Genomic DNA, 26425 nt, shown 5'->3' with positions numbered 1-26425 from the left:
CTGGACGTTTGTACAGCACAATTCTATTTTGTGCGGGTAAGTTGTTGCGTCAGGAGGCTTTGTGGATTTCTCAATCATTGTTTATGCCATTATTGCGCTGGTCAGTGTGACCATCGGCTGGCTGTTTGCCAGTTATCAGCACGCGCAGCAAAAAGCCGAGCAATTAGCTGAACGTGAAGAGATGGTCGCGGAGTTAAGCGCGGCAAAACAACAAATTACCCAAAGCGAGCACTGGCGCGCAGAGTGTGAATTGCTCAATAACGAAGTGCGCAGCCTGCAAAGTATTAACACCTCTCTGGAGGCTGATCTGCGTGAAGTGACCACGCGGATGGAGGCCGCACAGCAACACGCTGACGATAAAATTCGCCAGATGATTAACAGCGAGCAGCGTTTGAGCGAGCAATTTGAAAACCTCGCCAACCGTATTTTTGAGCACAGCAATCGCCGGGTTGATGAGCAAAACCGTCAGAGCCTGAACAGCCTGTTGTCGCCGCTGCGTGAACAACTGGACGGTTTTCGCCGTCAGGTTCAGGACAGCTTCGGTAAAGAAGCACAAGAACGCCATACCCTGACCCACGAAATTCGCAATCTCCAGCAGCTCAACGCGCAAATGGCCCAGGAAGCGATCAACCTGACGCGTGCGCTGAAAGGTGACAATAAAACCCAGGGCAACTGGGGCGAAGTGGTATTGACGCGCGTGCTGGAGGCTTCCGGTCTGCGCGAAGGGTATGAATATGAAACCCAGGTCAGCATCGAAAATGACGCCCGCTCGCGGATGCAGCCGGATGTCATCGTGCGGCTACCGCAGGGGAAAGACGTGGTGATCGACGCCAAAATGACGCTGGTCGCCTATGAACGCTACTTCAATGCAGAAGACGACTACACTCGCGAAAGCGCATTGCAGGAGCATATCGCGTCGGTGCGTAACCATATCCGCTTGCTGGGGCGTAAAGATTATCAACAGCTACCAGGGCTAAGAACGCTGGATTACGTGCTGATGTTTATCCCCGTCGAACCTGCGTTTTTACTGGCGCTTGATCGCCAGCCGGAGCTGATAACAGAAGCGTTGAAAAACAATATCATGCTGGTTAGCCCGACCACGCTGCTGGTGGCGTTGCGTACTATCGCCAACCTGTGGCGTTATGAGCATCAAAGTCGCAACGCCCAGCAAATCGCCGATCGCGCCAGCAAGCTGTACGACAAGATGCGTTTGTTTGTCGATGATATGTCAGCGATCGGTCAAAGTCTGGACAAAGCGCAGGATAACTATCGTCAGGCAATGAAAAAACTCTCTTCAGGTCGCGGAAATGTGCTGGCGCAGGCAGAAGCGTTTCGCGGTTTAGGGGTAGAAATTAAACGCGAGATGAATCCGGATTTGGCTGAACAGGCGGTGAGTCAGGATGAAGAGTATCGACTGCGGTCGGTTCCGGGGCAGCCGAATGATGAAGCTTATCAACGCGATGATGAATATAATCAGCAGTCGCGCTAGCCCATTGGGGGTAGTTACGCCGGGTAGAAATCTAGGGCATCGACGCCCAATCTGTTACACTTCTGGAACAATTTTTTGATGAGCAGGCATTGAGATGGTGGATAAGTCACAAGAAACGACGCACTTTGGTTTTCAGACCGTCGCGAAAGAGCAAAAAGCGGATATGGTCGCCCACGTTTTCCATTCCGTGGCATCGAAATACGATGTCATGAATGATTTGATGTCATTTGGTATTCATCGTTTGTGGAAGCGATTCACGATCGATTGCAGCGGCGTACGCCGTGGGCAAACTGTGCTGGATCTGGCTGGCGGCACCGGCGACCTGACAGCGAAATTCTCCCGCCTGGTCGGTGAAACTGGCAAGGTAGTCCTCGCCGATATCAATGAATCCATGCTCAAAATGGGGCGCGAGAAACTGCGTAATATCGGCGTGATTGGCAACGTTGAGTATGTTCAGGCGAACGCCGAGGCGCTGCCGTTCCCGGATAACACCTTTGATTGCATCACCATTTCGTTTGGTCTGCGTAACGTCACCGACAAAGATAAAGCACTACGTTCAATGTATCGCGTGCTGAAACCCGGCGGCCGCCTGCTGGTGCTTGAGTTCTCGAAACCGATTATCGAACCATTAAGCAAAGCTTATGACGCTTACTCCTTCCATGTTCTGCCGCGTATTGGCTCGCTAGTCGCGAATGACGCCGACAGCTACCGTTATCTGGCTGAATCCATCCGTATGCATCCCGATCAGGATACTCTGAAAGCCATGATGCAAGATGCCGGATTCGAAAGTGTCGATTATTACAACCTGACGGCTGGCGTTGTGGCGCTGCATCGTGGTTATAAGTTCTGACAGGAGACCGGAAATGCCTTTTAAACCTTTAGTGACGGCAGGAATCGAAAGTCTGCTCAACACCTTCCTGTATCGCTCACCCGCGCTGAAAACCGCCCGGTCGCGTCTGCTGGGTAAAGTATTGCGCGTGGAGGTAAAAGGTTTTTCGACATCGTTGATTCTGGTGTTCAGCGAACGTCAGGTCGATGTACTGGGAGAATGGGCAGGCGATGCTGACTGCACTGTTATCGCTTATGCCAGCGTGTTGCCGAAACTTCGCGATCGCCAGCAGCTTGCAGCACTGATTCGCAGTGGTGAGCTGGAAGTGCAGGGCGATATTCAGGTGGTGCAAAACTTTGTTGCGCTGGCAGATCTGGCGGAGTTCGACCCTGCTGAACTGCTGGCACCTTATACGGGTGATATCGCCGCCGAAGGCATCAGCAAAGCCCTGCGTGGTGGCGCGAAGTTCCTGCATCACGGTATTAAACGCCAGCAACGCTACGTGGCTGAAGCCATTACTGAAGAGTGGCGTATGGCACCTGGTCCGCTTGAAGTGGCCTGGTTTGCGGAAGAGACATCCGCCGTTGAACGTGCTGTCGATGCGCTAACCAAACGGCTGGAAAAACTGGAGGCAGTTTAATGACGCCAGGTGAAGTACGGCGCCTGTATTTCATCATTCGCACTTTTTTAAGTTACGGACTTGATGAACTGATCCCTAAAATGCGTATCACTTTGCCGTTGCGGTTATGGCGATACTCGTTATTCTGGATGCCGAATCGGCATAAAGACAAACCATTAGGTGAACGACTGCGACTGGCGCTGCAAGAACTGGGTCCTGTATGGATCAAGTTTGGACAGATGCTATCGACCCGCCGTGACCTTTTTCCGCCGCATATTGCTGACCAACTGGCGCTCTTGCAGGATAAAGTCGCGCCTTTTGACGGCGAACTGGCGAAAGCACAAATTGAAGCGGCGATGGGCGGTCTGCCGGTGGAAGCGTGGTTTGATGATTTTGACATTAAGCCGCTGGCATCGGCTTCCGTTGCACAGGTACATACTGCGCGGCTGAAATCGAATGGCAAAGAGGTGGTGATTAAAGTCATTCGCCCGGATATTTTGCCGGTCATAAAAGCGGATCTGAAACTCATCTATCGTCTGGCGCGTTGGGTGCCGCGTTTACTGCCGGATGGTCGCCGTCTGCGTCCAACCGAAGTGGTACGCGAGTACGAAAAGACGTTGATTGATGAACTGAATTTGCTGCGGGAATCTGCCAACGCCATTCAGCTTCGGCGTAATTTCGAAAATAGCCCAATGCTCTACATCCCGGAGGTTTACCCTGACTATTGCAGTGAAGGGATGATGGTGATGGAGCGCATTTACGGCATTCCGGTGTCTGATGTTGCGGCGCTGGAGAAAAACGGCACCAACATGAAATTGCTGGCTGAACGCGGCGTGCAGGTGTTCTTCACTCAGGTCTTTCGCGACAGCTTTTTCCATGCCGATATGCACCCTGGCAATATCTTCGTAAGCTATGAACACCCGGAAAACCCGAAATATATCGGCATTGATTGCGGGATTGTTGGCTCACTAAACAAAGAAGATAAACGCTATCTGGCAGAAAACTTTATCGCCTTCTTTAACCGCGATTATCGCAAAGTGGCAGAGCTGCACGTTGATTCTGGCTGGGTGCCGCCAGATACCAACGTTGAAGAGTTCGAATTTGCTATTCGTACTGTCTGTGAACCAATCTTTGAGAAACCACTGGCCGAAATTTCGTTTGGACATGTGCTGTTAAATCTGTTTAATACGGCGCGTCGCTTCAATATGGAAGTACAGCCGCAACTGGTGTTACTCCAGAAAACCTTGCTCTACATCGAAGGGGTAGGACGCCAGCTTTATCCGCAGCTCGATTTATGGAAAACGGCGAAGCCTTTCCTGGAGTCGTGGATTAAAGATCAGGTCGGTATTCCTGCGCTGGTGAGAGCATTTAAAGAAAAAGCGCCGTTCTGGGTCGAAAAAATGCCAGAACTGCCTGAACTGGTTTACGACAGTTTGCGCCAGGGCAAGTATTTACAGCACAGTGTTGATAAGATTGCCCGCGAGCTTCAGTCAAATCATGTACGTCAGGGACAATCGCGTTATTTTCTTGGAATTGGCGCGACGTTAGTATTAAGCGGCACATTCTTGTTGGTCAACCGACCTGAATGGGGGCTGATGCCCGGCTGGTTAATGGCAGGTGGTTTGATCGCCTGGTTTGTCGGTTGGCGCAAAACACGCTGATTTTTTCATCGCTCAAGGCGGGCCGTGTAACGTATAATGCGGCCTTGTTTAATCATCATCTACCACAGAGGAACATGTATGGGTGGTATCAGTATTTGGCAGTTATTGATTATTGCCGTCATCGTTGTACTGCTTTTTGGCACCAAAAAGCTCGGCTCCATCGGTTCCGATCTTGGTGCGTCGATCAAAGGCTTTAAAAAAGCAATGAGCGATGATGAACCAAAGCAGGATAAAACCAGTCAGGATGCTGATTTTACTGCGAAAACTATCGCCGATAAGCAGGCGGATACGAATCAGGAACAGGCTAAAACAGAAGACGCAAAGCGCCACGATAAAGAGCAGGTGTAATCCGTGTTTGATATCGGTTTTAGCGAACTGCTATTGGTGTTCATCATCGGCCTCGTCGTTCTGGGGCCGCAACGACTGCCTGTGGCGGTAAAAACGGTAGCGGGCTGGATTCGCGCGTTGCGTTCACTGGCGACAACGGTGCAGAACGAACTGACTCAGGAGTTAAAACTCCAGGAGTTTCAGGACAGCCTGAAAAAGGTTGAAAAGGCAAGCCTGACCAACCTGACGCCTGAACTGAAAGCGTCAATGGATGAACTGCGCCAGGCTGCGGAATCGATGAAGCGTTCCTATGTTGCAAACGATCCTGAAAAGGCGAGCGATGAAGCGCACACCATCCATAACCCGGTGGTGAAAGATAATGAAGCTGCGCATGAGGGAGTAACCCCTGCCTCTGCACAAACGCAGGCCAGTTCGCCGGAACAGAAGCCAGAAACCACGCCAGAGCCGGTGGTAAAACCTGCTGCGGACGCTGAACCAAAAACCGCTGCACCTTCCCCTTCGTCGAGTGATAAACCGTAAACATGTCTGTAGAAGATACTCAACCGCTTATCACGCATCTGATTGAGCTGCGTAAGCGTCTGCTGAACTGCATTATCGCGGTGATCGTGATATTTCTGTGCCTGGTCTATTTCGCCAATGATATCTATCACCTGGTATCCGCGCCGTTGATCAAGCAATTGCCGCAAGGTTCAACGATGATCGCCACCGATGTGGCCTCGCCGTTCTTTACGCCGATCAAGCTGACCTTTATGGTGTCGCTGATTCTGTCAGCGCCGGTGATTCTCTATCAGGTGTGGGCGTTTATCGCCCCGGCGTTGTATAAGCACGAACGTCGCCTGGTGGTGCCGCTGCTGGTTTCCAGCTCTCTGCTGTTTTATATCGGTATGGCGTTCGCCTACTTTGTGGTCTTTCCGCTGGCATTTGGCTTCCTTGCCAATACCGCGCCGGAAGGGGTACAGGTATCCACCGACATCGCCAGTTATTTAAGCTTCGTTATGGCGTTGTTTATGGCGTTTGGTGTCTCCTTTGAAGTGCCTGTGGCAATAGTGCTGCTGTGCTGGATGGGGATTACCTCGCCAGAAGACTTACGCAAAAAACGCCCGTATGTGCTGGTTGGCGCATTCGTCGTCGGGATGCTGCTGACGCCGCCGGATGTCTTCTCGCAAACGCTGTTGGCGATTCCGATGTACTGCCTGTTTGAAATCGGTGTCTTCTTCTCACGCTTTTATGTTGGTAAAGGCCGAAACCGGGAAGAAGAAAATGACGCTGAAAGCGAAAAAACTGAAGAATAAACTCAACCGCCCGTCAGGGCGGTTGTCATATGGAGTGCAGGATGTTTGATATCGGCGTTAATTTGACCAGTTCACAATTTGCGAAAGATCGTGATGATGTTGTAGAGCGCGCTTTTGGCGCGGGAGTTGATGGGCTACTTATCACCGGCACTAACCTGCGCGAAAGCCAGCAGGCGCAAGAACTGGCGCGTCAGTATCCACGCTGTTGGTCAACGGCGGGCGTGCATCCTCATGACAGCAGCCAGTGGCAAGCTGAGACTGAAGAAGAGATTATTGAGCTGGCCGCGCTGCCAGAAGTGGTGGCAATTGGTGAGTGTGGGCTCGACTTTAACCGCAACTTTTCTACGCCGGAAGAGCAGGAACGTGCTTTTGTTGCCCAGCTACGTATTGCCGCAGAATTAAACATGCCGGTATTTATGCACTGTCGCGATGCCTACGAGCGGTTTATGACATTGCTGGAGCCGTGGCTGGATAAACTTCCTGGTGCGGTTCTTCATTGCTTTACCGGCACACGCGAAGAGATGCAGGCGTGCGTGGCGCGTGGAATTTATATCGGCATTACAGGTTGGGTTTGCGATGAACGACGAGGGCAGGAATTGCGTGATCTGTTGCCACTTATTCCTGCGGAGAAATTGCTGATCGAAACCGATGCGCCGTATTTGCTCCCGCGCGATCTCACGCCAAAGCCATCGTCACGGCGTAACGAGCCTGCATATCTGCCCCATATTCTGCAACGTATTGCATACTGGCGAGGGGAGGATGCTGCGTGGCTGGCGGCTACCACAGATGCGAATGTCAAAACACTGTTTGGGATTGCGTTCTAGAGTTTGCGGAACTCGGTGTTCTTCACGCTGTGCTTGATTTCTTTATTGATAAGATTAAGCAATAGCATGGAGCGTGCCTCGCCGTCAGGCTCGGTGAAAATGGCCTGAAAACCTTCGAATGCGCCTTCGGTAATAATCACCTTATCACCTGGGTATGGTGTTGCCGGATCGACAATGTTTTCCGGTTTATACACCGACAGCTGATGAATCACCGCCGATGGGACTATCGCTGGCGATGCACCAAAGCGCACGAAGTGGCTGACGCCACGTGTAGCGTTGATGGTAGTGGTATGAATCACTTCTGGATCAAATTCCACAAACAGGTAGTTGGGGAACAACGGCTCACTGACTGCGGTACGTTTGCCACGCACGATTTTTTCCAGGGTGATCATCGGCGCCAGGCAATTAACGGCCTGTCTTTCGAGGTGTTCCTGGGCACGTTGAAGTTGCCCGCGCTTGCAGTACAGTAAATACCAAGATTGCATAATGACTCTTATCCGTTTAATCGGGGCGCAAGAATAGCAAAAGCGATGCGTTAAGTTAATTATATTCCCCGGTTTGCGTTATAGCGCCTGAGTTCACGCTAATTTAACAAATTTACAGCATCGCGAAGATGAACGCCGTATAATGGGCGCAGATTAAGAGGCTACAATGGACGCCATGAAATATAACGATTTACGCGACTTCTTGACGCTGCTTGAACAGCAGGGTGAGCTAAAACGTATCACGCTCCCGGTGGATCCGCATTTGGAAATCACTGAAATTGCTGACCGCACTTTGCGCGCCGGTGGGCCTGCGCTGTTGTTCGAAAACCCTAAAGGGTACTCAATGCCGGTGCTGTGTAACCTGTTCGGTACGCCTAAGCGTGTAGCGATGGGCATGGGGCAGGAAGATGTTTCGGCGCTGCGTGAAGTCGGTAAATTATTGGCGTTTCTGAAAGAGCCGGAGCCGCCAAAAGGTTTCCGCGACCTGTTTGATAAGCTGCCGCAGTTTAAGCAGGTGTTGAACATGCCAACGAAACGGTTACGTGGTGCGCCTTGTCAGCAAAAAATCGTCTCCGGCGAGGATGTCGATCTTAACCGTATTCCCATTATGACCTGCTGGCCGGAAGATGCCGCTCCGCTGATTACCTGGGGGTTGACCGTAACGCGTGGCCCGCACAAAGAGCGGCAGAATCTGGGTATTTATCGTCAACAGTTGATTGGTAAAAATAAACTGATTATGCGCTGGTTGTCGCATCGCGGCGGTGCGCTGGATTTCCAGGAGTGGTGTGCGGCGCATCCGGGTGAACGTTTCCCGGTTTCTGTGGCGCTGGGTGCTGATCCCGCTACTATTCTCGGTGCAGTCACGCCCGTTCCAGATACGCTTTCAGAGTATGCTTTTGCCGGATTGCTGCGTGGCACCAAAACCGAAGTGGTGAAGTGTATCTCCAATGACCTTGAAGTGCCCGCCAGTGCGGAAATTGTGCTGGAAGGGTATATCGAACAAGGCGAAACGGCGCCAGAAGGGCCGTATGGCGACCACACCGGTTACTATAACGAAGTCGATAGTTTCCCGGTATTTACCGTGACGCATATTACTCAGCGTGAAGATGCGATTTACCACTCCACCTATACTGGTCGCCCGCCGGATGAACCTGCGGTACTGGGCGTGGCGTTGAACGAAGTGTTCGTGCCGATTCTGCAAAAACAATTCCCGGAAATTGTCGATTTCTACCTTCCGCCGGAAGGTTGCTCTTATCGTCTGGCGGTCGTGACGATCAAAAAGCAATACGCCGGGCACGCGAAGCGCGTCATGATGGGCGTCTGGTCGTTTTTACGCCAGTTTATGTACACCAAATTTGTGATCGTTTGCGATGATGATGTCAACGCACGCGACTGGAACGATGTGATTTGGGCGATTACTACCCGTATGGACCCAGCGCGGGATACGGTGCTGGTTGAAAACACGCCCATTGATTATCTGGATTTTGCCTCGCCTGTTTCCGGGCTGGGTTCAAAAATGGGGCTGGATGCCACGAATAAATGGCCAGGGGAAACCCAGCGCGAGTGGGGGCGTCCTATCAAAAAAGATCCGGACGTTGTCGCGCGTATTGACGCAATCTGGGATGAGCTGGCTATTTTTAACAACGGTAAAAGCGCCTGAGGCGCATTTGTATTGCCCTATTTATCGATCCGACAGAGAAAGCGCATGACAACCTTAAGCTGTAAAGTGACCTCGGTAGAAGCTATCACGGATACTGTATATCGTGTCCGAATCGTGCCAGACGCGGCCTTTTCTTTTCGTGCTGGTCAGTATTTGATGGTAGTGATGGACGAGCGCGATAAACGCCCGTTCTCAATGGCCTCGACGCCGGATGAAAAAGGTTTCATTGAGCTGCATATTGGCGCTTCTGAAATCAACCTTTACGCGAAAGCAGTCATGGACCGCATTCTTAAAGATCATCAAATCGTGGTCGATATTCCGCACGGTGAGGCATGGCTGCGCGATGATGAAGAACGTCCAATGATTCTGATTGCGGGCGGCACCGGGTTCTCTTATGCCCGCTCGATTTTGCTGACGGCGCTGGCGCGTAATCCCAATCGTGATATCACCATTTACTGGGGCGGGCGTGAAGAGCAGCATCTTTATGATCTCTCCGAGCTTGAGGCGCTTTCGCTTAAGCATCCAGGTTTGCAAGTGGTGCCGGTGGTTGAACAACCGGAAGCGGGCTGGCGTGGGCGTACTGGCACAGTGTTAACGGCGGTATTGCAGGATCACGGTACGCTGGCAGAGCATGATATCTACATTGCCGGACGTTTTGAGATGGCGAAAATAGCCCGTGACCTGTTTTGCAGTGAGCGTAATGCGCGGGAAGATCGCCTATTTGGCGATGCGTTTGCGTTTATCTAAGCCATAAAAAACCCGCCCCTGACAGGCGGGAAGAACGGCAACTAAAACTTTATTCAGTGGCATTTAGATCTATGTCGCATCCGACAATCGGTGCACGATGCCTGATGCGACGCTGTCGCGTCTTATCGTGCCTACAAATAGTCCTGAACCGTAGGCCGGATAAGGCGTTCACGCCGCATCCGGCAAGTGGTTAAACCCGCTCAAACACCGTCGCAATGCCCTGACCCAAACCGATACACATCGTCGCCAGACCAAACTGAACGTCTTTGTGTTCCATCAGATTCAGCAGCGTGGTACTGATACGCGCACCGGAACAACCCAGCGGATGACCCAGCGCGATCGCGCCACCGTTGAGGTTGATCTTCTCGTCAATTTGCTCCACCAGTCCCAGATCTTTAATACACGGCAGGATCTGCGCGGCAAAGGCTTCGTTCATTTCAAACACGCCGATGTCGCTGGCAGAAAGCCCCGCTTTTTTCAACGCCAGCTTAGAGGCCGGAACCGGGCCGTAACCCATAATCGACGGATCACAACCAACAACCGCCATCGAACGCACACGGGCGCGCGGCTTAAGACCTAATTCACGGGCGCGGCTTTCACTCATTACCAGCATGGCAGCTGCGCCATCGGAGAGCGCAGAAGATGTACCCGCCGTTACCGTACCGCTGACTGGATCAAACGCCGGACGCAGCGTGGCGAGGGCTTCCACGGTAGTTTCCGGTCGAATCACTTCGTCATAATTAAACTGCTTCAGGACGCCGTCGGCATCGTGACCACCGGTCGGGATGATTTCATTTTTAAATGCCCCCGACTGCGTGGCGGCCCAGGCGCGAGCGTGTGATCGCGCGGCAAAGGCATCCTGCATTTCACGGCTGATACCGTGCATACGCGCCAGCATTTCTGCTGTTAAGCCCATCATGCCCGCCGCTTTGGCGACATTGCGGCTCAGGCCGGGGTGAAAATCGACGCCGTGACTCATCGGCACATGGCCCATATGCTCCACGCCGCCAACCAGACATGCCTGCGCATCGCCGGTCATGATCATTCGTGCTGCGTCATGCAGTGCCTGCATGGATGAACCACACAAGCGATTGACGGTAACCGCCGGGACAGAGTGCGGCACTTCTGCCAACAGCGCCGCGTTACGGGCGATATTAAAACCCTGCTCCAGCGTTTGCTGCACACAGCCCCAGTAAATATCATCGAGAGCAGCCGCTTCCAGCGCCGGATTACGCGCCAGCAGGCTACGCATTAAATGAGCGGAGAGATCTTCCGCACGCACGTTACGAAAAGCACCGCCCTTCGAACGGCCCATCGGGGTGCGAATTGCATCGACAATGACAACCTGTTCCATTGTGACTCCTTAAGCCGTTTTCAGGTCGCCAACCGGACGGGCTGGCTCAACCGGGGGATAGTACGGTTCGTTATGACGTGCTTTATTACGCAGACCTTCCGGCACTTCATACAGCGGGCCGAGGTGCTGATATTGCTGTGCCATATCGAGGTATTTCGCGCTGCCGAGGGTGTCCAGCCAGCGGAACGCGCCGCCGTGGAACGGAGGGAAGCCCAGGCCGTAGACCAGCGCCATATCCGCTTCTGCCGGAGTGGCGATAATGCCCTCTTCCAGACAACGCACCACTTCGTTGACCATCGGGATCATCATGCGGGCGATAATCTCTTCCTCGCTGAAATCGCGCTTCGGCTGGCTGACTTCTGCCAGCAGGTCGTCAACGGCGGCGTCTTCTTCTTTCTTCGGCTTACCTTTGCTGTCTTCTTTATAACGCCAGAAACCGAGGCCGTTCTTCTGACCAAAGCGGTTGGCATCAAACAGCGCGTCGATGGCATCGCGATAATCTTTCTGCATCCGCTGCGGGAAGCCTGCTGCCATCACGGCCTGAGCGTGGTGCGCGGTATCAACCCCCACGACATCCAGCAGGTATGCCGGACCCATTGGCCAGCCGAACTGTTTTTCCATCACTTTGTCGATTTTGCGGAAGTCCGCGCCGTCGCGTAGCAACTGGCTGAATCCGGCGAAGTAGGGAAACAGTACGCGGTTAACGAAGAAGCCGGGGCAGTCGTTCACCACAATCGGCGTCTTGCCCATCTTGCTCGCCCAGGCGACGACTTTCGCGATGGTTTCGTCGGAGCTTTTCTCACCGCGAATAATTTCCACCAACGGCATCCGGTGCACCGGGTTAAAGAAGTGCATCCCGCAGAAGTTTTCCGGGCGTTCCAGCGCATTGGCCAGTTCGCTGATAGGAATGGTTGAAGTATTAGAAGCCAGCACGGTATCCGGGCGAACTTTCTGCTCGGTTTCTGCCAGCACGGCTTTTTTCACTTTTGGGTTTTCAACAACCGCTTCTACCACAACATCCACACGGTCAAACCCGGCGTAGTCGAGCGTTGGGTGAATTGTGGAGATCACGCCAGCCAGTTTCAGACCATCGATCTTGCCGCGCTCAAGCTGCTTATTCAGCAGTTTCGCGGCTTCAGTCATGCCGAGGGTTAACGACTTGTCGTTGATATCTTTCATGACAACCGGCACGCCTTTCCACGCGGACTGGTAAGCGATACCGCCGCCCATAATGCCTGCGCCCAGAACGGCGGCCTGTTTCGGGGTTTCAACGTCTTTAGTGAGTTTCTTCGCTTTGCCTTTTACATATTGATCGTTAAGGAAAATGCCGACCAGTGCGCGAGCTTCGTTGGTATGCGCCAGCGGGACAAAGCTTTTGTTTTCCAGGTTTAAGGCTTCTTCACGACCAAAACGGGCAGCCGCTTCAATAGTTTTTACTGCGGTGATGGGCGCGGGGTAATGTTTCCCTGCTGTTTGTGCGACCATCCCTTTAGCGATGGTGAAGCTCATGGTGGCTTCAATCTTGCTCAGTTTTAGCGGTTCCAGCTTCGGTTGACGTTTCGCTTTCCAGTCGAGGTCGCCGTTAATGGCCTGGCGTAAAATCGCCATTGCGCCTTCAAGTAGTTTTTCTGCTTTGACTACGCCATCCACCAGACCGATTTTCAGCGCCTGATCCGCGCCGACATCTTTACCGGCGGCAATGATTTCCAGCGCACTGTCAGCGCCCAGCATACGTGGCATACGCACGGAGCCGCCAAAGCCCGGCATGATGCCCAGTTTGGTTTCCGGCAGACCGATACGCAGATCCGGCGTCGCCAGACGATAATCGGTCGCCAGCACGCATTCGCAGCCACCGCCCAGCGCATAGCCGTTGACGGCAGCAATGGTCGGCACCGGCAGATCTTCCAGGCGATTAAACACGCTATTGGCAAAGTGCAGCCACTGGCTTAACTGTTCTTCGGGAACGAGGAACAGGGACAAAAATTCGGTGATATCAGCACCGACGATAAAGGCTGCTTTGTTCGAACGCAGCAGCAGCCCTTTTAAATCTGATTGCTGTTCCAGCACACCGATGGCCTCGCCAAGGCTGGCGACGGTCGCAGTGTCGAGTTTATTAACTGAGCCTGGGGCATCAAATACCAGTTCGGCAATGCCATCTTCCAGCCAGTCAAGGTACAGGGTGTCGCCTTTGTAAAGCATGTCAGTCTCCTGAATCCGCAAGGTGATCTGGTCGTACCAGATGAAACGAAGTGTGTATTTTGTGTTAAAAATATGCAAACAAAAGATTAAAGAAATGCCGATTCGATCACGCTCGGCAGAAATCACGCTCTGTATTAACGTTGTGCTAAGATGCGGAGACTTAAGGTCAAAAAAACAGAAGGGTAAAAAATGGAATCACTGGCCTCGCTCTATAAAAATCATATAGCTACCTTACAGGAACGGACTCGCGATGCGCTGGCGCGTTTCAAGCTGGATGCATTACTTATTCACTCCGGCGAGCTATTCAACGTTTTTCTCGACGATCATCCCTATCCGTTTAAAGTGAACCCGCAATTCAAAGCGTGGGTGCCGGTAACTCAGGTGCCAAACTGCTGGTTGCTGGTGGATGGCGTGAACAAGCCGAAACTGTGGTTTTATCTGCCGGTTGATTACTGGCACAACGTCGAACCGCTGCCGACCTCTTTCTGGACTGAGGATGTGGAAGTGATCGCGCTGCCGAAAGCCGATGGCATTGGTAGCCTGCTGCCCGCTGCGCGCGGCAATATCGGTTATATCGGCCCTGTGCCGGAGCGTGCGCTGCAACTGGGTATTGAGGCCAGCAATATCAACCCGAAAGGGGTGATCGACTACCTGCATTACTACCGCTCCTTCAAAACCGAGTACGAACTGGCCTGTATGCGTGAAGCGCAGAAAATGGCGGTCAACGGTCATCGCGCGGCAGAAGAAGCGTTCCGTTCTGGCATGAGCGAGTTCGATATCAATATTGCCTATCTGACCGCGACCGGTCATCGTGATACCGACGTACCTTACAGCAACATTGTGGCGCTTAACGAACACGCTGCGGTGTTGCATTACACCAAACTGGACCACCAGGCACCGGAAGAGATGCGCAGCTTCCTGCTGGATGCCGGGGCCGAATATAACGGCTATGCGGCTGACCTGACCCGTACCTGGTCGGCAAAAAGCGATAACGACTACGCACAGCTGGTGAAAGACGTAAATGATGAACAACTGGCGCTGATCGCCACCATGAAAGCAGGCGTCAGCTATGTGGATTACCACATCCAGTTCCATCAGCGCATCGCCAAACTGCTGCGTAAACATCAAATCATCACCGATATGAGTGAAGAAGCGATGGTCGAAAACGATCTCACCGGACCGTTTATGCCGCACGGTATCGGCCATCCGCTGGGCCTGCAGGTGCATGACGTAGCCGGTTTTATGCAGGATGATAGCGGTACGCACCTCGCGGCACCGGCAAAATATCCGTACCTGCGCTGCACCCGTATTCTCCAGCCAGGCATGGTTTTAACCATCGAACCGGGTATCTACTTCATCGAATCGTTGCTGGCGCCGTGGCGTGAAGGGCAGTTCAGCAAACATTTCAACTGGCAGAAAATTGAAGCACTGAAACCGTTCGGCGGCATTCGTATCGAAGACAACGTGGTGATCCACGAAAACAACGTGGAAAACATGACCCGGGATCTGAAACTGGCGTGATGGAAAGCTGGTTAATTCCTGCGGCACCGGTCACGGTCGTTGAAGAGATCAAAAAGAGCCGCTTCATTACGCTGTTGGCACATACCGATGGCGTCGAGGCGGCGAAAGCGTTTGTTGAATCGGTAAGGGCAGAGCACCCCGATGCCCGCCACCATTGCGTGGCGTGGGTAGCTGGCGCACCGGATGATTCTCAACAGCTGGGTTTCTCTGATGATGGAGAACCGGCAGGAACGGCAGGTAAACCGATGCTCGCCCAACTAATGGGTAGCGGCGTCGGGGAAATTACCGCTGTGGTGGTGCGCTACTACGGCGGCATATTGCTTGGCACCGGTGGGTTAGTGAAAGCGTATGGCGGTGGCGTGAATCAGGCGCTGCGCCAGCTAACGACCCAACGCAAGACGCCATTAACCGAATATACTTTGCAATGTGAATATAGTCAGTTAACCGGCATTGAAGCGTTGCTGGGGCAGTGTGGCGGCAAAATTATCAACAGTGATTATCAGGCATTCGTTCTGCTGCGGGTGGCGCTTCCGGCGGCGAAAGTGGCTGAATTTTCCGCAAAGCTGGCGGATTTTAGCCGTGGTTCATTGCAATTGTTAGCGATTGAAGAATAATCCCCACTTCATTTTGCAGAACTAAGGAAGCGGCAGAGATGCATTTTCGCGCCATTACCCGAATCGTTGGACTACTGGTCATCTTATTTTCAGGGACGATGATTATCCCTGGGCTGGTAGCACTCATCTACCGGGATGGGGCAGGCCGCGCTTTTACCCAGACCTTTTTTGTCGCCCTCGCCATTGGCTCTATGCTGTGGTGGCCGAACCGTAAAGAGAAGGGCGAACTGAAATCCCGCGAAGGGTTTCTGATTGTGGTGCTGTTCTGGACGGTGCTGGGTAGCGTCGGTGCGCTCCCTTTTATCTTCTCGGAAAGCCCGAACCTCACGATTACCGATGCGTTTTTTGAATCTTTCTCCGGCCTGACCACCACCGGGGCCACTACGCTGGTGGGGCTGGATTCACTCCCTCACGCTATCCTCTTTTATCGCCAGATGCTGCAATGGTTTGGCGGGATGGGGATCATCGTGCTGGCGGTAGCGATACTGCCTATCCTCGGCGTTGGTGGGATGCAGCTCTATCGTGCAGAAATGCCCGGCCCGCTGAAAGATAACAAAATGCGCCCGCGTATTGCGGAAACGGCGAAAACCTTGTGGCTGATTTATGTCTTGCTGACCGTCGCCTGTGCGCTGGCGTTATGGTTTGCCGGAATGGATGCTTTTGATGCCATCGGACATAGCTTCGCGACAATCGCCATTGGTGGCTTCTCAACCCATGATGCCAGCGTTGGCTATTTCGATAGCCCGACCATTAATACTATCATTGCTATCTTCCTGCTGATCTCCGGCTGTAACTACGGTCTACACTTTTCGCTGTTAAGTGGGCGCAGTCTGAAGGTTTATTGGCGCGATCCGGAATTTCGCATGTTTATCGGCGTACAGTTTACGCTGGTGGTTATTTGTACACTCGTTCTGTGGTTTCATAATGTCTACAGTTCGGCGCTGATGACGATTAACCAGGCATTTTTCCAGGTGGTGTCGATGGCGACGACTGCCGGATTTACGACAGACAGCATTGCCCGTTGGCCGCTCTTCTTGCCGGTACTGCTGTTATGCTCTGCTTTTATCGGTGGTTGCGCCGGGTCAACGGGCGGTGGCCTGAAAGTGATCCGCATCCTGCTGCTGTTCAAGCAGGGGAACCGTGAGCTGAAACGACTGGTGCATCCGAACGCCGTCTACAGCATTAAGCTGGGGAATCGCGCACTGCCGGAACGTATCCTCGAAGCCGTTTGGGGATTTTTCTCCGCCTATGCATTGGTGTTTATTGTCAGTATGCTGGCGATTATCGCCACGGGCGTGGATGACTTTTCTGCCTTTGCCTCGGTTGTTGCTACATTGAATAACCTGGGGCCAGGGCTTGGCGTGGTTGCTGATAACTTTACCAGTATGAACCCGGTGGCTAAATGGATCCTGATTGCCAACATGCTGTTTGGTCGTCTGGAGGTCTTTACATTGCTGGTGCTCTTTACCCCGACTTTCTGGCGTGAATGATGGAGTAATACGTGAAAACATTAATTCTTTTCTCAACAAGGGACGGACAAACGCGCGAGATTGCCTCCTACCTGGCTTCGGAATTGAAAGAACTGGGGATCCAGGCGGATGTCGCTAATGTGCACCGCATTGAAGAGCCACAGTGGGAAAACTACGATCGCGTGGTTATTGGCGCTTCTATTCGCTACGGTCACTACCATTCTGCGTTCCAGGAATTTGTCAAAAAACATGCGACGCAGCTGAACTCGATGCCGAGCGCCTTTTACTCCGTGAATCTGGTGGCGCGCAAACCGGAGAAGCGTACTGTGCAGACCAATAGCTACGCGCGGAAGTTTCTGATGAACTCGCAATGGCGTCCCGATCGCTGTGCAGTCATTGCCGGGGCGCTGCGTTATCCACGCTATCGTTGGTACGACCGCTTTATGATCAAGCTGATTATGAAGATGTCAGGCGGAGAAACGGATACGCGCAAAGAAGTTGTCTACACCGATTGGGAGCAAGTGGCGAATTTCGCCCGAGAAATCGCCCATTTAACCGACAAACCGACGCTGAAATAAGCATAAAGAATAAAAAACGCGCATTCGGAAAATTATTTTAAATTTCCTCTTGTCAGCTCAGAATAACTCCCTATAATGCGCCACCACTGACACGGAACAACGGCAAACACGCCGCCGGGTCAGCGGGATTCTCCTGAGAATCTCAACAGAGAAAAGCAAAAAAATGCTTGACTCTGTAGCGGGAAAGCGTATTATGCACACCCCGCGCCGCTGAGAAAAAGCGAAGCGGCACTGCTCTTTAACAATTTATCAGACAATCTGTGTGGGCACTCGAAGATACGGATTCTTAACGTCGCAAGACGATAAATGAATACCAAGTCTCAAGAGTGAACACGTAATTCATTACGAAGTTTAATTCTTTGAGCATCAAACTTTTAAATTGAAGAGTTTGATCATGGCTCAGATTGAACGCTGGCGGCAGGCCTAACACATGCAAGTCGAACGGTAACAGGAAACAGCTTGCTGTTTCGCTGACGAGTGGCGGACGGGTGAGTAATGTCTGGGAAACTGCCTGATGGAGGGGGATAACTACTGGAAACGGTAGCTAATACCGCATAACGTCGCAAGACCAAAGAGGGGGACCTTCGGGCCTCTTGCCATCGGATGTGCCCAGATGGGATTAGCTAGTAGGTGGGGTAACGGCTCACCTAGGCGACGATCCCTAGCTGGTCTGAGAGGATGACCAGCCACGCTGGAACTGAGACACGGTCCAGACTCCTACGGGAGGCAGCAGTGGGGAATATTGCACAATGGGCGCAAGCCTGATGCAGCCATGCCGCGTGTATGAAGAAGGCCTTCGGGTTGTAAAGTACTTTCAGCGGGGAGGAAGGGAGTAAAGTTAATACCTTTGCTCATTGACGTTACCCGCAGAAGAAGCACCGGCTAACTCCGTGCCAGCAGCCGCGGTAATACGGAGGGTGCAAGCGTTAATCGGAATTACTGGGCGTAAAGCGCACGCAGGCGGTCTGTTAAGTCAGATGTGAAATCCCCGGGCTCAACCTGGGAACTGCATCTGATACTGGCAGGCTTGAGTCTCGTAGAGGGGGGTAGAATTCCAGGTGTAGCGGTGAAATGCGTAGAGATCTGGAGGAATACCGGTGGCGAAGGCGGCCCCCTGGACGAAGACTGACGCTCAGGTGCGAAAGCGTGGGGAGCAAACAGGATTAGATACCCTGGTAGTCCACGCCGTAAACGATGTCGACTTGGAGGTTGTGCCCTTGAGGCGTGGCTTCCGGAGCTAACGCGTTAAGTCGACCGCCTGGGGAGTACGGCCGCAAGGTTAAAACTCAAATGAATTGACGGGGGCCCGCACAAGCGGTGGAGCATGTGGTTTAATTCGATGCAACGCGAAGAACCTTACCTGGTCTTGACATCCACAGAACTTTCCAGAGATGGATTGGTGCCTTCGGGAACTGTGAGACAGGTGCTGCATGGCTGTCGTCAGCTCGTGTTGTGAAATGTTGGGTTAAGTCCCGCAACGAGCGCAACCCTTATCCTTTGTTGCCAGCGGTTTGGCCGGGAACTCAAAGGAGACTGCCAGTGATAAACTGGAGGAAGGTGGGGATGACGTCAAGTCATCATGGCCCTTACGACCAGGGCTACACACGTGCTACAATGGCGCATACAAAGAGAAGCGACCTCGCGAGAGCAAGCGGACCTCATAAAGTGCGTCGTAGTCCGGATTGGAGTCTGCAACTCGACTCCATGAAGTCGGAATCGCTAGTAATCGTGGATCAGAATGCCACGGTGAATACGTTCCCGGGCCTTGTACACACCGCCCGTCACACCATGGGAGTGGGTTGCAAAAGAAGTAGGTAGCTTAACCTTCGGGAGGGCGCTTACCACTTTGTGATTCATGACTGGGGTGAAGTCGTAACAAGGTAACCGTAGGGGAACCTGCGGTTGGATCACCTCCTTACCTTAAAGAAGCGTTCTTTGAAGTGCTCACACAGATTGTCTGATGAAAATGAGCAGTAAAACCTCTACAGGCTTGTAGCTCAGGTGGTTAGAGCGCACCCCTGATAAGGGTGAGGTCGGTGGTTCAAGTCCACTCAGGCCTACCAAATTTGCACCGCAAATTTGAAGAGGTTTTAACTACATGTTATGGGGCTATAGCTCAGCTGGGAGAGCGCCTGCTTTGCACGCAGGAGGTCTGCGGTTCGATCCCGCATAGCTCCACCATCTCTGTAGTGATTAAATAAAAAATACTTCAGAGTGTACCTGCAAGGGTTCACTGCGAAGTTTTGCTCTTTAAAAATCTGGATCAAGCTGAAAATTGAAACACTGAACAACGAAAGTTGTTCGTGAGTCTCTCAAATTTTCGCAACACGATGGTGTTTTACGAAACATCTTCGGGTTGTGAGGTTAAGCGACTAAGCGTACACGGTGGATGCCCTGGCAGTCAGAGGCGATGAAGGACGTGCTAATCTGCGATAAGCGTCGGTAAGGTGATATGAACCGTTATAACCGGCGATTTCCGAATGGGGAAACCCAGTGTGATTCGTCACACTATCATTAACTGAATCCATAGGTTAATGAAGCGAACCGGGGGAACTGAAACATCTAAGTACCCCGAGGAAAAGAAATCAACCGAGATTCCCCCAGTAGCGGCGAGCGAACGGGGAGCAGCCCAGAGCCTGAATCAGTGTGTGTGTTAGTGGAAGCGTCTGGAAAGGCGCGCGATACAGGGTGACAGCCCCGTACACAAAAATGCACATACTGTGAGCTCGATGAGTAGGGCGGGACACGTGGTATCCTGTCTGAATATGGGGGGACCATCCTCCAAGGCTAAATACTCCTGACTGACCGATAGTGAACCAGTACCGTGAGGGAAAGGCGAAAAGAACCCCGGCGAGGGGAGTGAAAAAGAACCTGAAACCGTGTACGTACAAGCAGTGGGAGCCTCTTTTATGGGGTGACTGCGTACCTTTTGTATAATGGGTCAGCGACTTATATTCTGTAGCAAGGTTAACCGAATAGGGGAGCCGAAGGGAAACCGAGTCTTAACTGGGCGTTAAGTTGCAGGGTATAGACCCGAAACCCGGTGATCTAGCCATGGGCAGGTTGAAGGTTGGGTAACACTAACTGGAGGACCGAACCGACTAATGTTGAAAAATTAGCGGATGACTTGTGGCTGGGGGTGAAAGGCCAATCAAACCGGGAGATAGCTGGTTCTCCCCGAAAGCTATTTAGGTAGCGCCTCGTGAATTCATCTCCGGGGGTAGAGCACTGTTTCGGCAAGGGGGTCATCCCGACTTACCAACCCGATGCAAACTGCGAATACCGGAGAATGTTATCACGGGAGACACACGGCGGGTGCTAACGTCCGTCGTGAAGAGGGAAACAACCCAGACCGCCAGCTAAGGTCCCAAAGTCATGGTTAAGTGGGAAACGATGTGGGAAGGCCCAGACAGCCAGGATGTTGGCTTAGAAGCAGCCATCATTTAAAGAAAGCGTAATAGCTCACTGGTCGAGTCGGCCTGCGCGGAAGATGTAACGGGGCTAAACCATGCACCGAAGCTGCGGCAGCGACACTATGTGTTGTTGGGTAGGGGAGCGTTCTGTAAGCCTGTGAAGGTGTGCTGTGAGGCATGCTGGAGGTATCAGAAGTGCGAATGCTGACATAAGTAACGATAAAGCGGGTGAAAAGCCCGCTCGCCGGAAGACCAAGGGTTCCTGTCCAACGTTAATCGGGGCAGGGTGAGTCGACCCCTAAGGCGAGGCCGAAAGGCGTAGTCGATGGGAAACAGGTTAATATTCCTGTACTTGGTGTTACTGCGAAGGGGGGACGGAGAAGGCTATGTTGGCCGGGCGACGGTTGTCCCGGTTTAAGCGTGTAGGCTGGTTTTCCAGGCAAATCCGGAAAATCAAGGCTGAGGCGTGATGACGAGGCACTACGGTGCTGAAGCAACAAATGCCCTGCTTCCAGGAAAAGCCTCTAAGCATCAGGTAACATCAAATCGTACCCCAAACCGACACAGGTGGTCAGGTAGAGAATACCAAGGCGCTTGAGAGAACTCGGGTGAAGGAACTAGGCAAAATGGTGCCGTAACTTCGGGAGAAGGCACGCTGATATGTAGGTGAAGTGATTTACTCATGGAGCTGAAATCAGTCGAAGATACCAGCTGGCTGCAACTGTTTATTAAAAACACAGCACTGTGCAAACACGAAAGTGGACGTATACGGTGTGACGCCTGCCCGGTGCCGGAAGGTTAATTGATGGGGTCAGCGCAAGCGAAGCTCTTGATCGAAGCCCCGGTAAACGGCGGCCGTAACTATAACGGTCCTAAGGTAGCGAAATTCCTTGTCGGGTAAGTTCCGACCTGCACGAATGGCGTAATGATGGCCAGGCTGTCTCCACCCGAGACTCAGTGAAATTGAACTCGCTGTGAAGATGCAGTGTACCCGCGGCAAGACGGAAAGACCCCGTGAACCTTTACTATAGCTTGACACTGAACATTGAGCCTTGATGTGTAGGATAGGTGGGAGGCTTTGAAGTGTGGACGCCAGTCTGCATGGAGCCGACCTTGAAATACCACCCTTTAATGTTTGATGTTCTAACGTTGACCCGTGATCCGGGTTGCGGACAGTGTCTGGTGGGTAGTTTGACTGGGGCGGTCTCCTCCTAAAGAGTAACGGAGGAGCACGAAGGTTGGCTAATCCTGGTCGGACATCAGGAGGTTAGTGCAATGGCATAAGCCAGCTTGACTGCGAGCGTGACGGCGCGAGCAGGTGCGAAAGCAGGTCATAGTGATCCGGTGGTTCTGAATGGAAGGGCCATCGCTCAACGGATAAAAGGTACTCCGGGGATAACAGGCTGATACCGCCCAAGAGTTCATATCGACGGCGGTGTTTGGCACCTCGATGTCGGCTCATCACATCCTGGGGCTGAAGTAGGTCCCAAGGGTATGGCTGTTCGCCATTTAAAGTGGTACGCGAGCTGGGTTTAGAACGTCGTGAGACAGTTCGGTCCCTATCTGCCGTGGGCGCTGGAGAACTGAGGGGGGCTGCTCCTAGTACGAGAGGACCGGAGTGGACGCATCACTGGTGTTCGGGTTGTCATGCCAATGGCACTGCCCGGTAGCTAAATGCGGAAGAGATAAGTGCTGAAAGCATCTAAGCACGAAACTTGCCCCGAGATGAGTTCTCCCTGACTCCCTGAGAGTCCTGAAGGAACGTTGAAGACGACGACGTTGATAGGCCGGGTGTGTAAGCGCAGCGATGCGTTGAGCTAACCGGTACTAATGAACCGTGAGGCTTAACCTTACAACGCCGAAGCTGTTTTGGCGGATGAGAGAAGATTTTCAGCCTGATACAGATTAAATCGACATGTTGAAGAACGACGTGTTGATAAAACAGAATTTGCCTGGCGGCCGTAGCGCGGTGGTCCCACCTGACCCCATGCCGAACTCAGAAGTGAAACGCCGTAGCGCCGATGGTAGTGTGGGGTCTCCCCATGCGAGAGTAGGGAACTGCCAGGCATCAGATAAAGCAGAAGGCCATCCGCAAGGATGGTCTTTTTGCGCTGGTGCAAAAAATGCCGGATGCGACGCTGGCGCGTCTTATCCAGCCTTGTATTATCCCTTCTGCTTTTGCATCCACTTCACCACAAAATCAGCCAGCCCCTCAACATCATTAATATCCAGTAACGCAACATCAACATTAAGCGGTACATCGCTGGCCACAGCAATGACATGCCTGTCTATCACCAACTCTTCCGGTCGATGTCCGGCTCCATCACGAAACAGCACAATCTTCGCGATCTCTTCATGCTTAAACCCTTCGACCAGAATCAAATCTAGCTTTGAGGTATCCATTCGACTTGCGAGGAAATGCAGATCCAGTTCTTCTTCGTCTGGCGTTTCCGTCATCAAAGCCCATCGTTGCTGGCTGGCAACGATGGTTTGCGCCGCGCCAGCCTTGCGCAGCTCATAGCTATCTTTGCCTGGCTTATCAACATCCATATCATGATGCGTATGTTTAATCAGCCCTGGACGGATCCCTCTGGCGCATAATGCCGGGATCAGTTTTTTTAGCAGCGTAGTTTTTCCGGTGCCACTCCACGCGGCAAAGGCGAGTAACGGTATCATTGTCTTTCCTGCCATCGGGCAAGTTCCTCTGGCGTATTCACGTTTATAAATGCCTCTTTGCGATCGCTGAAATCAACCGCGTGACCGCCAGCAAGATTCATAAAAGCCATCACCCGGCGCTCTCCGGACTGCAGGTATTCCTGCAATAATGGCTCAATAGTGCGATTTACCAGGGCTATAGTCGGGTGATCGCGTTCGCCATCATGAACCCACACGACAGGCGCATCTTTGCGCTGATGATTAAGCCGGGAGACTAAATCCTGGGGAATATAGGGTGTATCGCACGGACAAAACAGAAACCACTCACCTGCTTCCTGCTGTATTACTGAAAGCATTCCCGCCAGTGGCCCAGGATGGTTCGCCAGAGAATCCGCTATCACTTTCAGGCCGCTTGCCTGATAGATTTCCTGATGGCGATTGGCATTAACCACGACGTGAGGCAGCTGCGTCATAAGCGCGTCAGCGACATGTTGCCACAGCGGTTTGCCGTTTAATTCAAGCAATCCTTTATCTACGCCGCCCATTCGTCTGGCTTTACCGCCCGCCAGCACAACGCCTGTTATCATCGTCATCAGATTCACCGATATCGCCTCTTTTATTGTGGGATTGACCCTGCTAACGTGTCTGTCTCAAGAGTAAGGAGCATCACTATGAAATGTAAACGTCTGAATGAAGTTATTGAACTCCTCCAGCCAGCCTGGCAAAAAGAGCCAGACCTTAACTTGTTGCAATTTTTGCAGAAACTGGCGAAAGAGTCAGGTTTTGACGGCGAACTGGCGGATTTGACGGATGACATTCTGATCTATCACCTGAAAATGCGTGATTCCGCGAAAGATGCGGTGATCCCAGGTTTGCAGAAAGATTATGAAGAAGACTTCAAAACGGCGCTGTTACGCGCACGCGGCGTAATTAAAGAGTAAAAGCTTGTAAGCGGCGCGACCAAAATCATCGTGAAATGATATCCTTCATCATTCGTAATGTTTTCCGGATGATGGGATGAACAACAACGCTTTTACTTTCCAGACACTACACCCGGATACCATCATGGACGCTCTGTTTGAGCAAGGGATCCGGGTGGATTCCGGGCTTACCCCGCTTAACAGCTATGAAAACCGTGTCTATCAATTTCAGGACGAAGATCGCCGACGCTTTGTCGTTAAATTTTATCGTCCTGAACGCTGGACAGCCTATCAAATCCTCGAAGAACATCAATTTGCGTTGCAGCTGGTAAACGATGAAGTGCCGGTCGCAGCGCCAGTGGTCTTTAATGGTCAGACTTTATTGAATCATCAGGGATTTTATTTCGCCGTTTTCTCAAGCGTCGGTGGTCGCCAGTTCGAAGCTGATAATATCGATCAGATGGAAGCGGTTGGCCGTTATCTGGGGCGTATGCACCAGACGGGGCGCAAACAGCTTTTTATCCATCGCCCGACTATCGGCCTGAATGAGTATCTTATTGAGCCACGCAAGCTGTTTGAGGACGCTACACTGATCCCTTCCGGGTTGAAAGCGGCATTTCTGAAAGCGACGGACGAGCTGATCGCCGCTGTTACAGCACACTGGCGGGAAGATTTCACCGTTCTGCGGCTACATGGTGACTGCCATGCCGGGAACATTCTCTGGCGCGATGGTCCGATGTTTGTCGATCTGGATGATGCACGTAATGGTCCGGCTATTCAGGATTTGTGGATGTTGCTGAATGGTGATAAAGCCGAGCAGCGGATGCAACTGGAAACTATTATTGAAGCTTATGAAGAGTTTAGCGAGTTCGATACCGCTGAAATCGGACTGATTGAACCTTTACGCGCCATGCGTTTGGTTTATTATCTTGCCTGGCTAATGCGGCGTTGGGCTGATCCCGCGTTCCCGAAAAATTTCCCGTGGTTAACCGGGGAAGATTACTGGCTGCGACAGACGGCGACTTTTATAGAACAGGCAAAAGTTCTACAAGAACCCCCTTTGCAATTAACACCTATGTATTAATCGGAGAGAGTAGATCATGAAAAAGATTTGGCTGGCGCTGGCTGGTTTAGTTTTAGCGTTTAGCGCATCGGCGGCGCAGTATGAAGATGGTAAGCAGTACACCACCCTGGAAAAACCGGTTGCTGGCGCGCCGCAAGTGCTGGAGTTTTTCTCTTTCTTCTGTCCGCACTGCTATCAGTTTGAAGAAGTTCTGCATATTTCTGATAACGTGAAGAAAAAACTGCCGGAAGGCGTGAAGATGACTAAATACCACGTTAACTTCATGGGCGGGGATCTGGGCAAAGAACTGACTCAGGCATGGGCAGTGGCAATGGCGCTGGGCGTGGAAGACAAAGTCACTGTTCCGCTGTTTGAAGGCGTACAGAAAACCCAGACCATTCGTTCTGCATCTGATATCCGCGATGTGTTTATCAACGCAGGTATTAAAAGTGAAGAGTACGACGCAGCGTGGAACAGCTTCGTGGTGAAATCTCTGGTCGCTCAGCAGGAAAAAGCCGCAGCCGACATGCAATTGCGTGGCGTTCCGGCGATGTTTGTTAACGGTAAATATCAGCTGAATCCGCAGGGTATGGATACCAGCAATATGGATGTTTTTGTTCAGCAGTATGCTGATACTGTGAAATATCTGTCTGAGAAAAAATAATTCATTGTAAATTACATAAGG

At 52.2% G+C, this 26425-nt stretch carries 22 protein-coding genes, 2 tRNA genes and 3 rRNA genes; 22 read left to right on the top strand and 5 right to left on the bottom strand.

The features are described from left to right. Positions 1-61 precede the first annotated feature (61 nt). From rmuC to tatD, 8 genes are all read left to right on the top strand, one after another. Positions 62-1489 (top strand): DNA recombination protein RmuC, encoded by a 1428-nt coding sequence (rmuC, locus tag LG381_RS03915; protein WP_225762049.1) that lies wholly within the window; start codon positions 62-64, stop codon positions 1487-1489. A gap of 94 nt (positions 1490-1583) precedes the next feature. Then, positions 1584-2339, top strand: coding sequence for a bifunctional demethylmenaquinone methyltransferase/2-methoxy-6-polyprenyl-1,4-benzoquinol methylase UbiE (gene ubiE, locus LG381_RS03910; RefSeq protein WP_000227958.1), 756 nt, complete (start codon positions 1584-1586; stop codon positions 2337-2339). A 13-nt stretch (positions 2340-2352) separates the two neighbouring features. After that, positions 2353-2958 (top strand): ubiquinone biosynthesis protein UbiJ, encoded by a 606-nt coding sequence (gene ubiJ / locus LG381_RS03905; protein ID WP_001116106.1) that lies wholly within the window; start codon positions 2353-2355, stop codon positions 2956-2958. Next, positions 2958-4598, top strand: coding sequence for a ubiquinone biosynthesis regulatory protein kinase UbiB (gene ubiB / locus LG381_RS03900; protein ID WP_000187537.1), 1641 nt, complete (start codon positions 2958-2960; stop codon positions 4596-4598). Before ubiJ ends, ubiB begins: the two co-directional genes overlap by 1 nt. Positions 4599-4676: 78 nt before the next feature. After that, positions 4677-4946, top strand: coding sequence for a Sec-independent protein translocase subunit TatA (gene tatA / locus LG381_RS03895; protein ID WP_001295260.1), 270 nt, complete (start codon positions 4677-4679; stop codon positions 4944-4946). Between the two features lie 3 nt (positions 4947-4949). Then, the gene (gene tatB / locus LG381_RS03890; protein ID WP_000459598.1) at positions 4950-5465 is read left to right on the top strand and encodes a Sec-independent protein translocase protein TatB; all 516 of its coding nucleotides are present in this window, start codon (positions 4950-4952) and stop codon (positions 5463-5465) included. Between the two features lie 2 nt (positions 5466-5467). After that, positions 5468-6238, top strand: coding sequence for a Sec-independent protein translocase subunit TatC (gene tatC / locus LG381_RS03885; protein WP_000109945.1), 771 nt, complete (start codon positions 5468-5470; stop codon positions 6236-6238). 41 nt (positions 6239-6279) lie between these two features. After that, entirely contained in the window at positions 6280-7062 is a 783-nt protein-coding gene (gene tatD, locus LG381_RS03880) for a 3'-5' ssDNA/RNA exonuclease TatD (RefSeq protein WP_225762048.1), read from the top strand. Here the strand turns inward: tatD and rfaH are convergent. Further along, entirely contained in the window at positions 7059-7547 is a 489-nt protein-coding gene (rfaH, locus tag LG381_RS03875; RefSeq protein WP_001192393.1) for a transcription/translation regulatory transformer protein RfaH, read from the bottom strand. The two genes, tatD and rfaH, sit on opposite strands and share 4 nt — an antisense overlap. Before the next feature lie 166 nt (positions 7548-7713). Here rfaH and ubiD point away from each other — a divergent pair, with 166 nt between their 5' ends. Both ubiD and fre read left to right on the top strand, forming a co-directional pair. Then, the gene (ubiD, locus tag LG381_RS03870; RefSeq protein ID WP_000339815.1) at positions 7714-9207 is read left to right on the top strand and encodes a 4-hydroxy-3-polyprenylbenzoate decarboxylase; all 1494 of its coding nucleotides are present in this window, start codon (positions 7714-7716) and stop codon (positions 9205-9207) included. Positions 9208-9252: 45 nt separating this feature from the next. Then, positions 9253-9954 carry an NAD(P)H-flavin reductase gene (gene fre, locus LG381_RS03865; RefSeq protein ID WP_001306785.1) on the top strand — a complete coding sequence of 234 codons (702 nt, stop codon included), beginning with the start codon at positions 9253-9255 and terminating at the stop codon, positions 9952-9954. A gap of 190 nt (positions 9955-10144) precedes the next feature. Here fre and fadA read toward each other — a convergent pair whose 3' ends face one another. Beyond that, positions 10145-11308: an acetyl-CoA C-acyltransferase FadA gene (gene fadA, locus LG381_RS03860; RefSeq protein ID WP_000438750.1), complete on the bottom strand. Its 1164-nt coding sequence runs from the start codon at positions 11306-11308 to the stop codon at positions 10145-10147. A 9-nt stretch (positions 11309-11317) separates the two neighbouring features. Then, positions 11318-13507 carry a fatty acid oxidation complex subunit alpha FadB gene (gene fadB / locus LG381_RS03855; protein ID WP_000965921.1) on the bottom strand — a complete coding sequence of 730 codons (2190 nt, stop codon included), beginning with the start codon at positions 13505-13507 and terminating at the stop codon, positions 11318-11320. 189 nt (positions 13508-13696) lie between these two features. Here fadB and pepQ point away from each other — a divergent pair, with 189 nt between their 5' ends. The 9 genes from pepQ (at position 13697) to rrf (ending at position 23169) form a co-directional block, all read left to right on the top strand. Continuing rightward, entirely contained in the window at positions 13697-15028 is a 1332-nt protein-coding gene (gene pepQ, locus LG381_RS03850) for a Xaa-Pro dipeptidase (RefSeq protein WP_000444561.1), read from the top strand. Then, the gene (locus LG381_RS03845) at positions 15028-15642 is read left to right on the top strand and encodes an IMPACT family protein (RefSeq protein WP_001353706.1); all 615 of its coding nucleotides are present in this window, start codon (positions 15028-15030) and stop codon (positions 15640-15642) included. Before pepQ ends, LG381_RS03845 begins: the two co-directional genes overlap by 1 nt. A gap of 38 nt (positions 15643-15680) precedes the next feature. Further along, positions 15681-17132, top strand: a complete 1452-nt coding sequence (gene trkH, locus LG381_RS03840; RefSeq protein ID WP_000545680.1) for a Trk system potassium transporter TrkH — start codon at positions 15681-15683, stop codon at positions 17130-17132. A gap of 11 nt (positions 17133-17143) precedes the next feature. Then, positions 17144-17689: a menaquinone-dependent protoporphyrinogen IX dehydrogenase gene (gene hemG / locus LG381_RS03835; RefSeq protein ID WP_000853955.1), complete on the top strand. Its 546-nt coding sequence runs from the start codon at positions 17144-17146 to the stop codon at positions 17687-17689. A 376-nt stretch (positions 17690-18065) separates the two neighbouring features. Next, a 16S ribosomal RNA gene (locus LG381_RS03830) occupies positions 18066-19607 on the top strand. 68 nt (positions 19608-19675) lie between these two features. Further along, a tRNA-Ile gene (locus LG381_RS03825) sits at positions 19676-19752 on the top strand. Between the two features lie 42 nt (positions 19753-19794). Continuing rightward, a tRNA-Ala gene (locus LG381_RS03820) sits at positions 19795-19870 on the top strand. 181 nt (positions 19871-20051) lie between these two features. Continuing rightward, positions 20052-22954 (top strand): 23S ribosomal RNA (locus LG381_RS03815). 99 nt (positions 22955-23053) lie between these two features. Further along, positions 23054-23169 (top strand): 5S ribosomal RNA (gene rrf / locus LG381_RS03810). The 16S, 23S and 5S rRNA genes sit together here with 2 tRNA genes alongside, the layout of an rRNA operon. Before the next feature lie 96 nt (positions 23170-23265). On the opposite strand, the gene mobB is transcribed toward rrf, so the two are convergent. Both mobB and mobA read right to left on the bottom strand, forming a co-directional pair. Then, the gene (gene mobB / locus LG381_RS03805; RefSeq protein ID WP_105280361.1) at positions 23266-23793 is read right to left on the bottom strand and encodes a molybdopterin-guanine dinucleotide biosynthesis protein MobB; all 528 of its coding nucleotides are present in this window, start codon (positions 23791-23793) and stop codon (positions 23266-23268) included. Next, entirely contained in the window at positions 23775-24359 is a 585-nt protein-coding gene (mobA, locus tag LG381_RS03800; protein ID WP_105280360.1) for a molybdenum cofactor guanylyltransferase MobA, read from the bottom strand. The genes mobB and mobA overlap by 19 nt, the downstream gene beginning before the upstream one ends. Before the next feature lie 69 nt (positions 24360-24428). On the opposite strand from mobA, the gene LG381_RS03795 reads away from it, so the two are divergent. The 3 genes from LG381_RS03795 (at position 24429) to dsbA (ending at position 26404) form a co-directional block, all read left to right on the top strand. Next, positions 24429-24698, top strand: a complete 270-nt coding sequence (locus tag LG381_RS03795) for a YihD family protein (protein ID WP_001295263.1) — start codon at positions 24429-24431, stop codon at positions 24696-24698. 76 nt (positions 24699-24774) lie between these two features. Continuing rightward, positions 24775-25761 (top strand): stress response kinase SrkA, encoded by a 987-nt coding sequence (srkA, locus tag LG381_RS03790; RefSeq protein ID WP_001062021.1) that lies wholly within the window; start codon positions 24775-24777, stop codon positions 25759-25761. Positions 25762-25777: 16 nt separating this feature from the next. Further along, positions 25778-26404 carry a thiol:disulfide interchange protein DsbA gene (gene dsbA / locus LG381_RS03785; protein ID WP_000725346.1) on the top strand — a complete coding sequence of 209 codons (627 nt, stop codon included), beginning with the start codon at positions 25778-25780 and terminating at the stop codon, positions 26402-26404. Positions 26405-26425: the final 21 nt, after the last annotated feature.

The sequence above is a fragment of the Escherichia sp. Marseille-Q3837 genome (assembly GCF_916618735.1).
GTDB classification, from domain to species: Bacteria; Pseudomonadota; Gammaproteobacteria; order Enterobacterales; family Enterobacteriaceae; genus Escherichia; species Escherichia ruysiae.
This window is presented reverse-complemented; position numbering and strand designations above follow the sequence as displayed.

Coding starts and splice junctions, on each gene's coding strand:
- ubiE (WP_000227958.1), top strand. CDS start 1,584: ATGGTGGATAAGTCACAAGAAACGACGCACTTTGGTTTTCAGACCGTC.
- ubiJ (WP_001116106.1), top strand. CDS start 2,353: ATGCCTTTTAAACCTTTAGTGACGGCAGGAATCGAAAGTCTGCTCAAC.
- ubiB (WP_000187537.1), top strand. CDS start 2,958: ATGACGCCAGGTGAAGTACGGCGCCTGTATTTCATCATTCGCACTTTT.
- tatA (WP_001295260.1), top strand. CDS start 4,677: ATGGGTGGTATCAGTATTTGGCAGTTATTGATTATTGCCGTCATCGTT.
- tatC (WP_000109945.1), top strand. CDS start 5,468: ATGTCTGTAGAAGATACTCAACCGCTTATCACGCATCTGATTGAGCTG.
- tatD (WP_225762048.1), top strand. CDS start 6,280: ATGTTTGATATCGGCGTTAATTTGACCAGTTCACAATTTGCGAAAGAT.
- rfaH (WP_001192393.1), bottom strand. CDS start 7,547: ATGCAATCTTGGTATTTACTGTACTGCAAGCGCGGGCAACTTCAACGT.
- ubiD (WP_000339815.1), top strand. CDS start 7,714: ATGGACGCCATGAAATATAACGATTTACGCGACTTCTTGACGCTGCTT.
- fre (WP_001306785.1), top strand. CDS start 9,253: ATGACAACCTTAAGCTGTAAAGTGACCTCGGTAGAAGCTATCACGGAT.
- fadA (WP_000438750.1), bottom strand. CDS start 11,308: ATGGAACAGGTTGTCATTGTCGATGCAATTCGCACCCCGATGGGCCGT.
- fadB (WP_000965921.1), bottom strand. CDS start 13,507: ATGCTTTACAAAGGCGACACCCTGTACCTTGACTGGCTGGAAGATGGC.
- pepQ (WP_000444561.1), top strand. CDS start 13,697: ATGGAATCACTGGCCTCGCTCTATAAAAATCATATAGCTACCTTACAG.
- LG381_RS03845 (WP_001353706.1), top strand. CDS start 15,028: ATGGAAAGCTGGTTAATTCCTGCGGCACCGGTCACGGTCGTTGAAGAG.
- trkH (WP_000545680.1), top strand. CDS start 15,681: ATGCATTTTCGCGCCATTACCCGAATCGTTGGACTACTGGTCATCTTA.
- mobB (WP_105280361.1), bottom strand. CDS start 23,793: ATGGCAGGAAAGACAATGATACCGTTACTCGCCTTTGCCGCGTGGAGT.
- LG381_RS03795 (WP_001295263.1), top strand. CDS start 24,429: ATGAAATGTAAACGTCTGAATGAAGTTATTGAACTCCTCCAGCCAGCC.
- srkA (WP_001062021.1), top strand. CDS start 24,775: ATGAACAACAACGCTTTTACTTTCCAGACACTACACCCGGATACCATC.
- dsbA (WP_000725346.1), top strand. CDS start 25,778: ATGAAAAAGATTTGGCTGGCGCTGGCTGGTTTAGTTTTAGCGTTTAGC.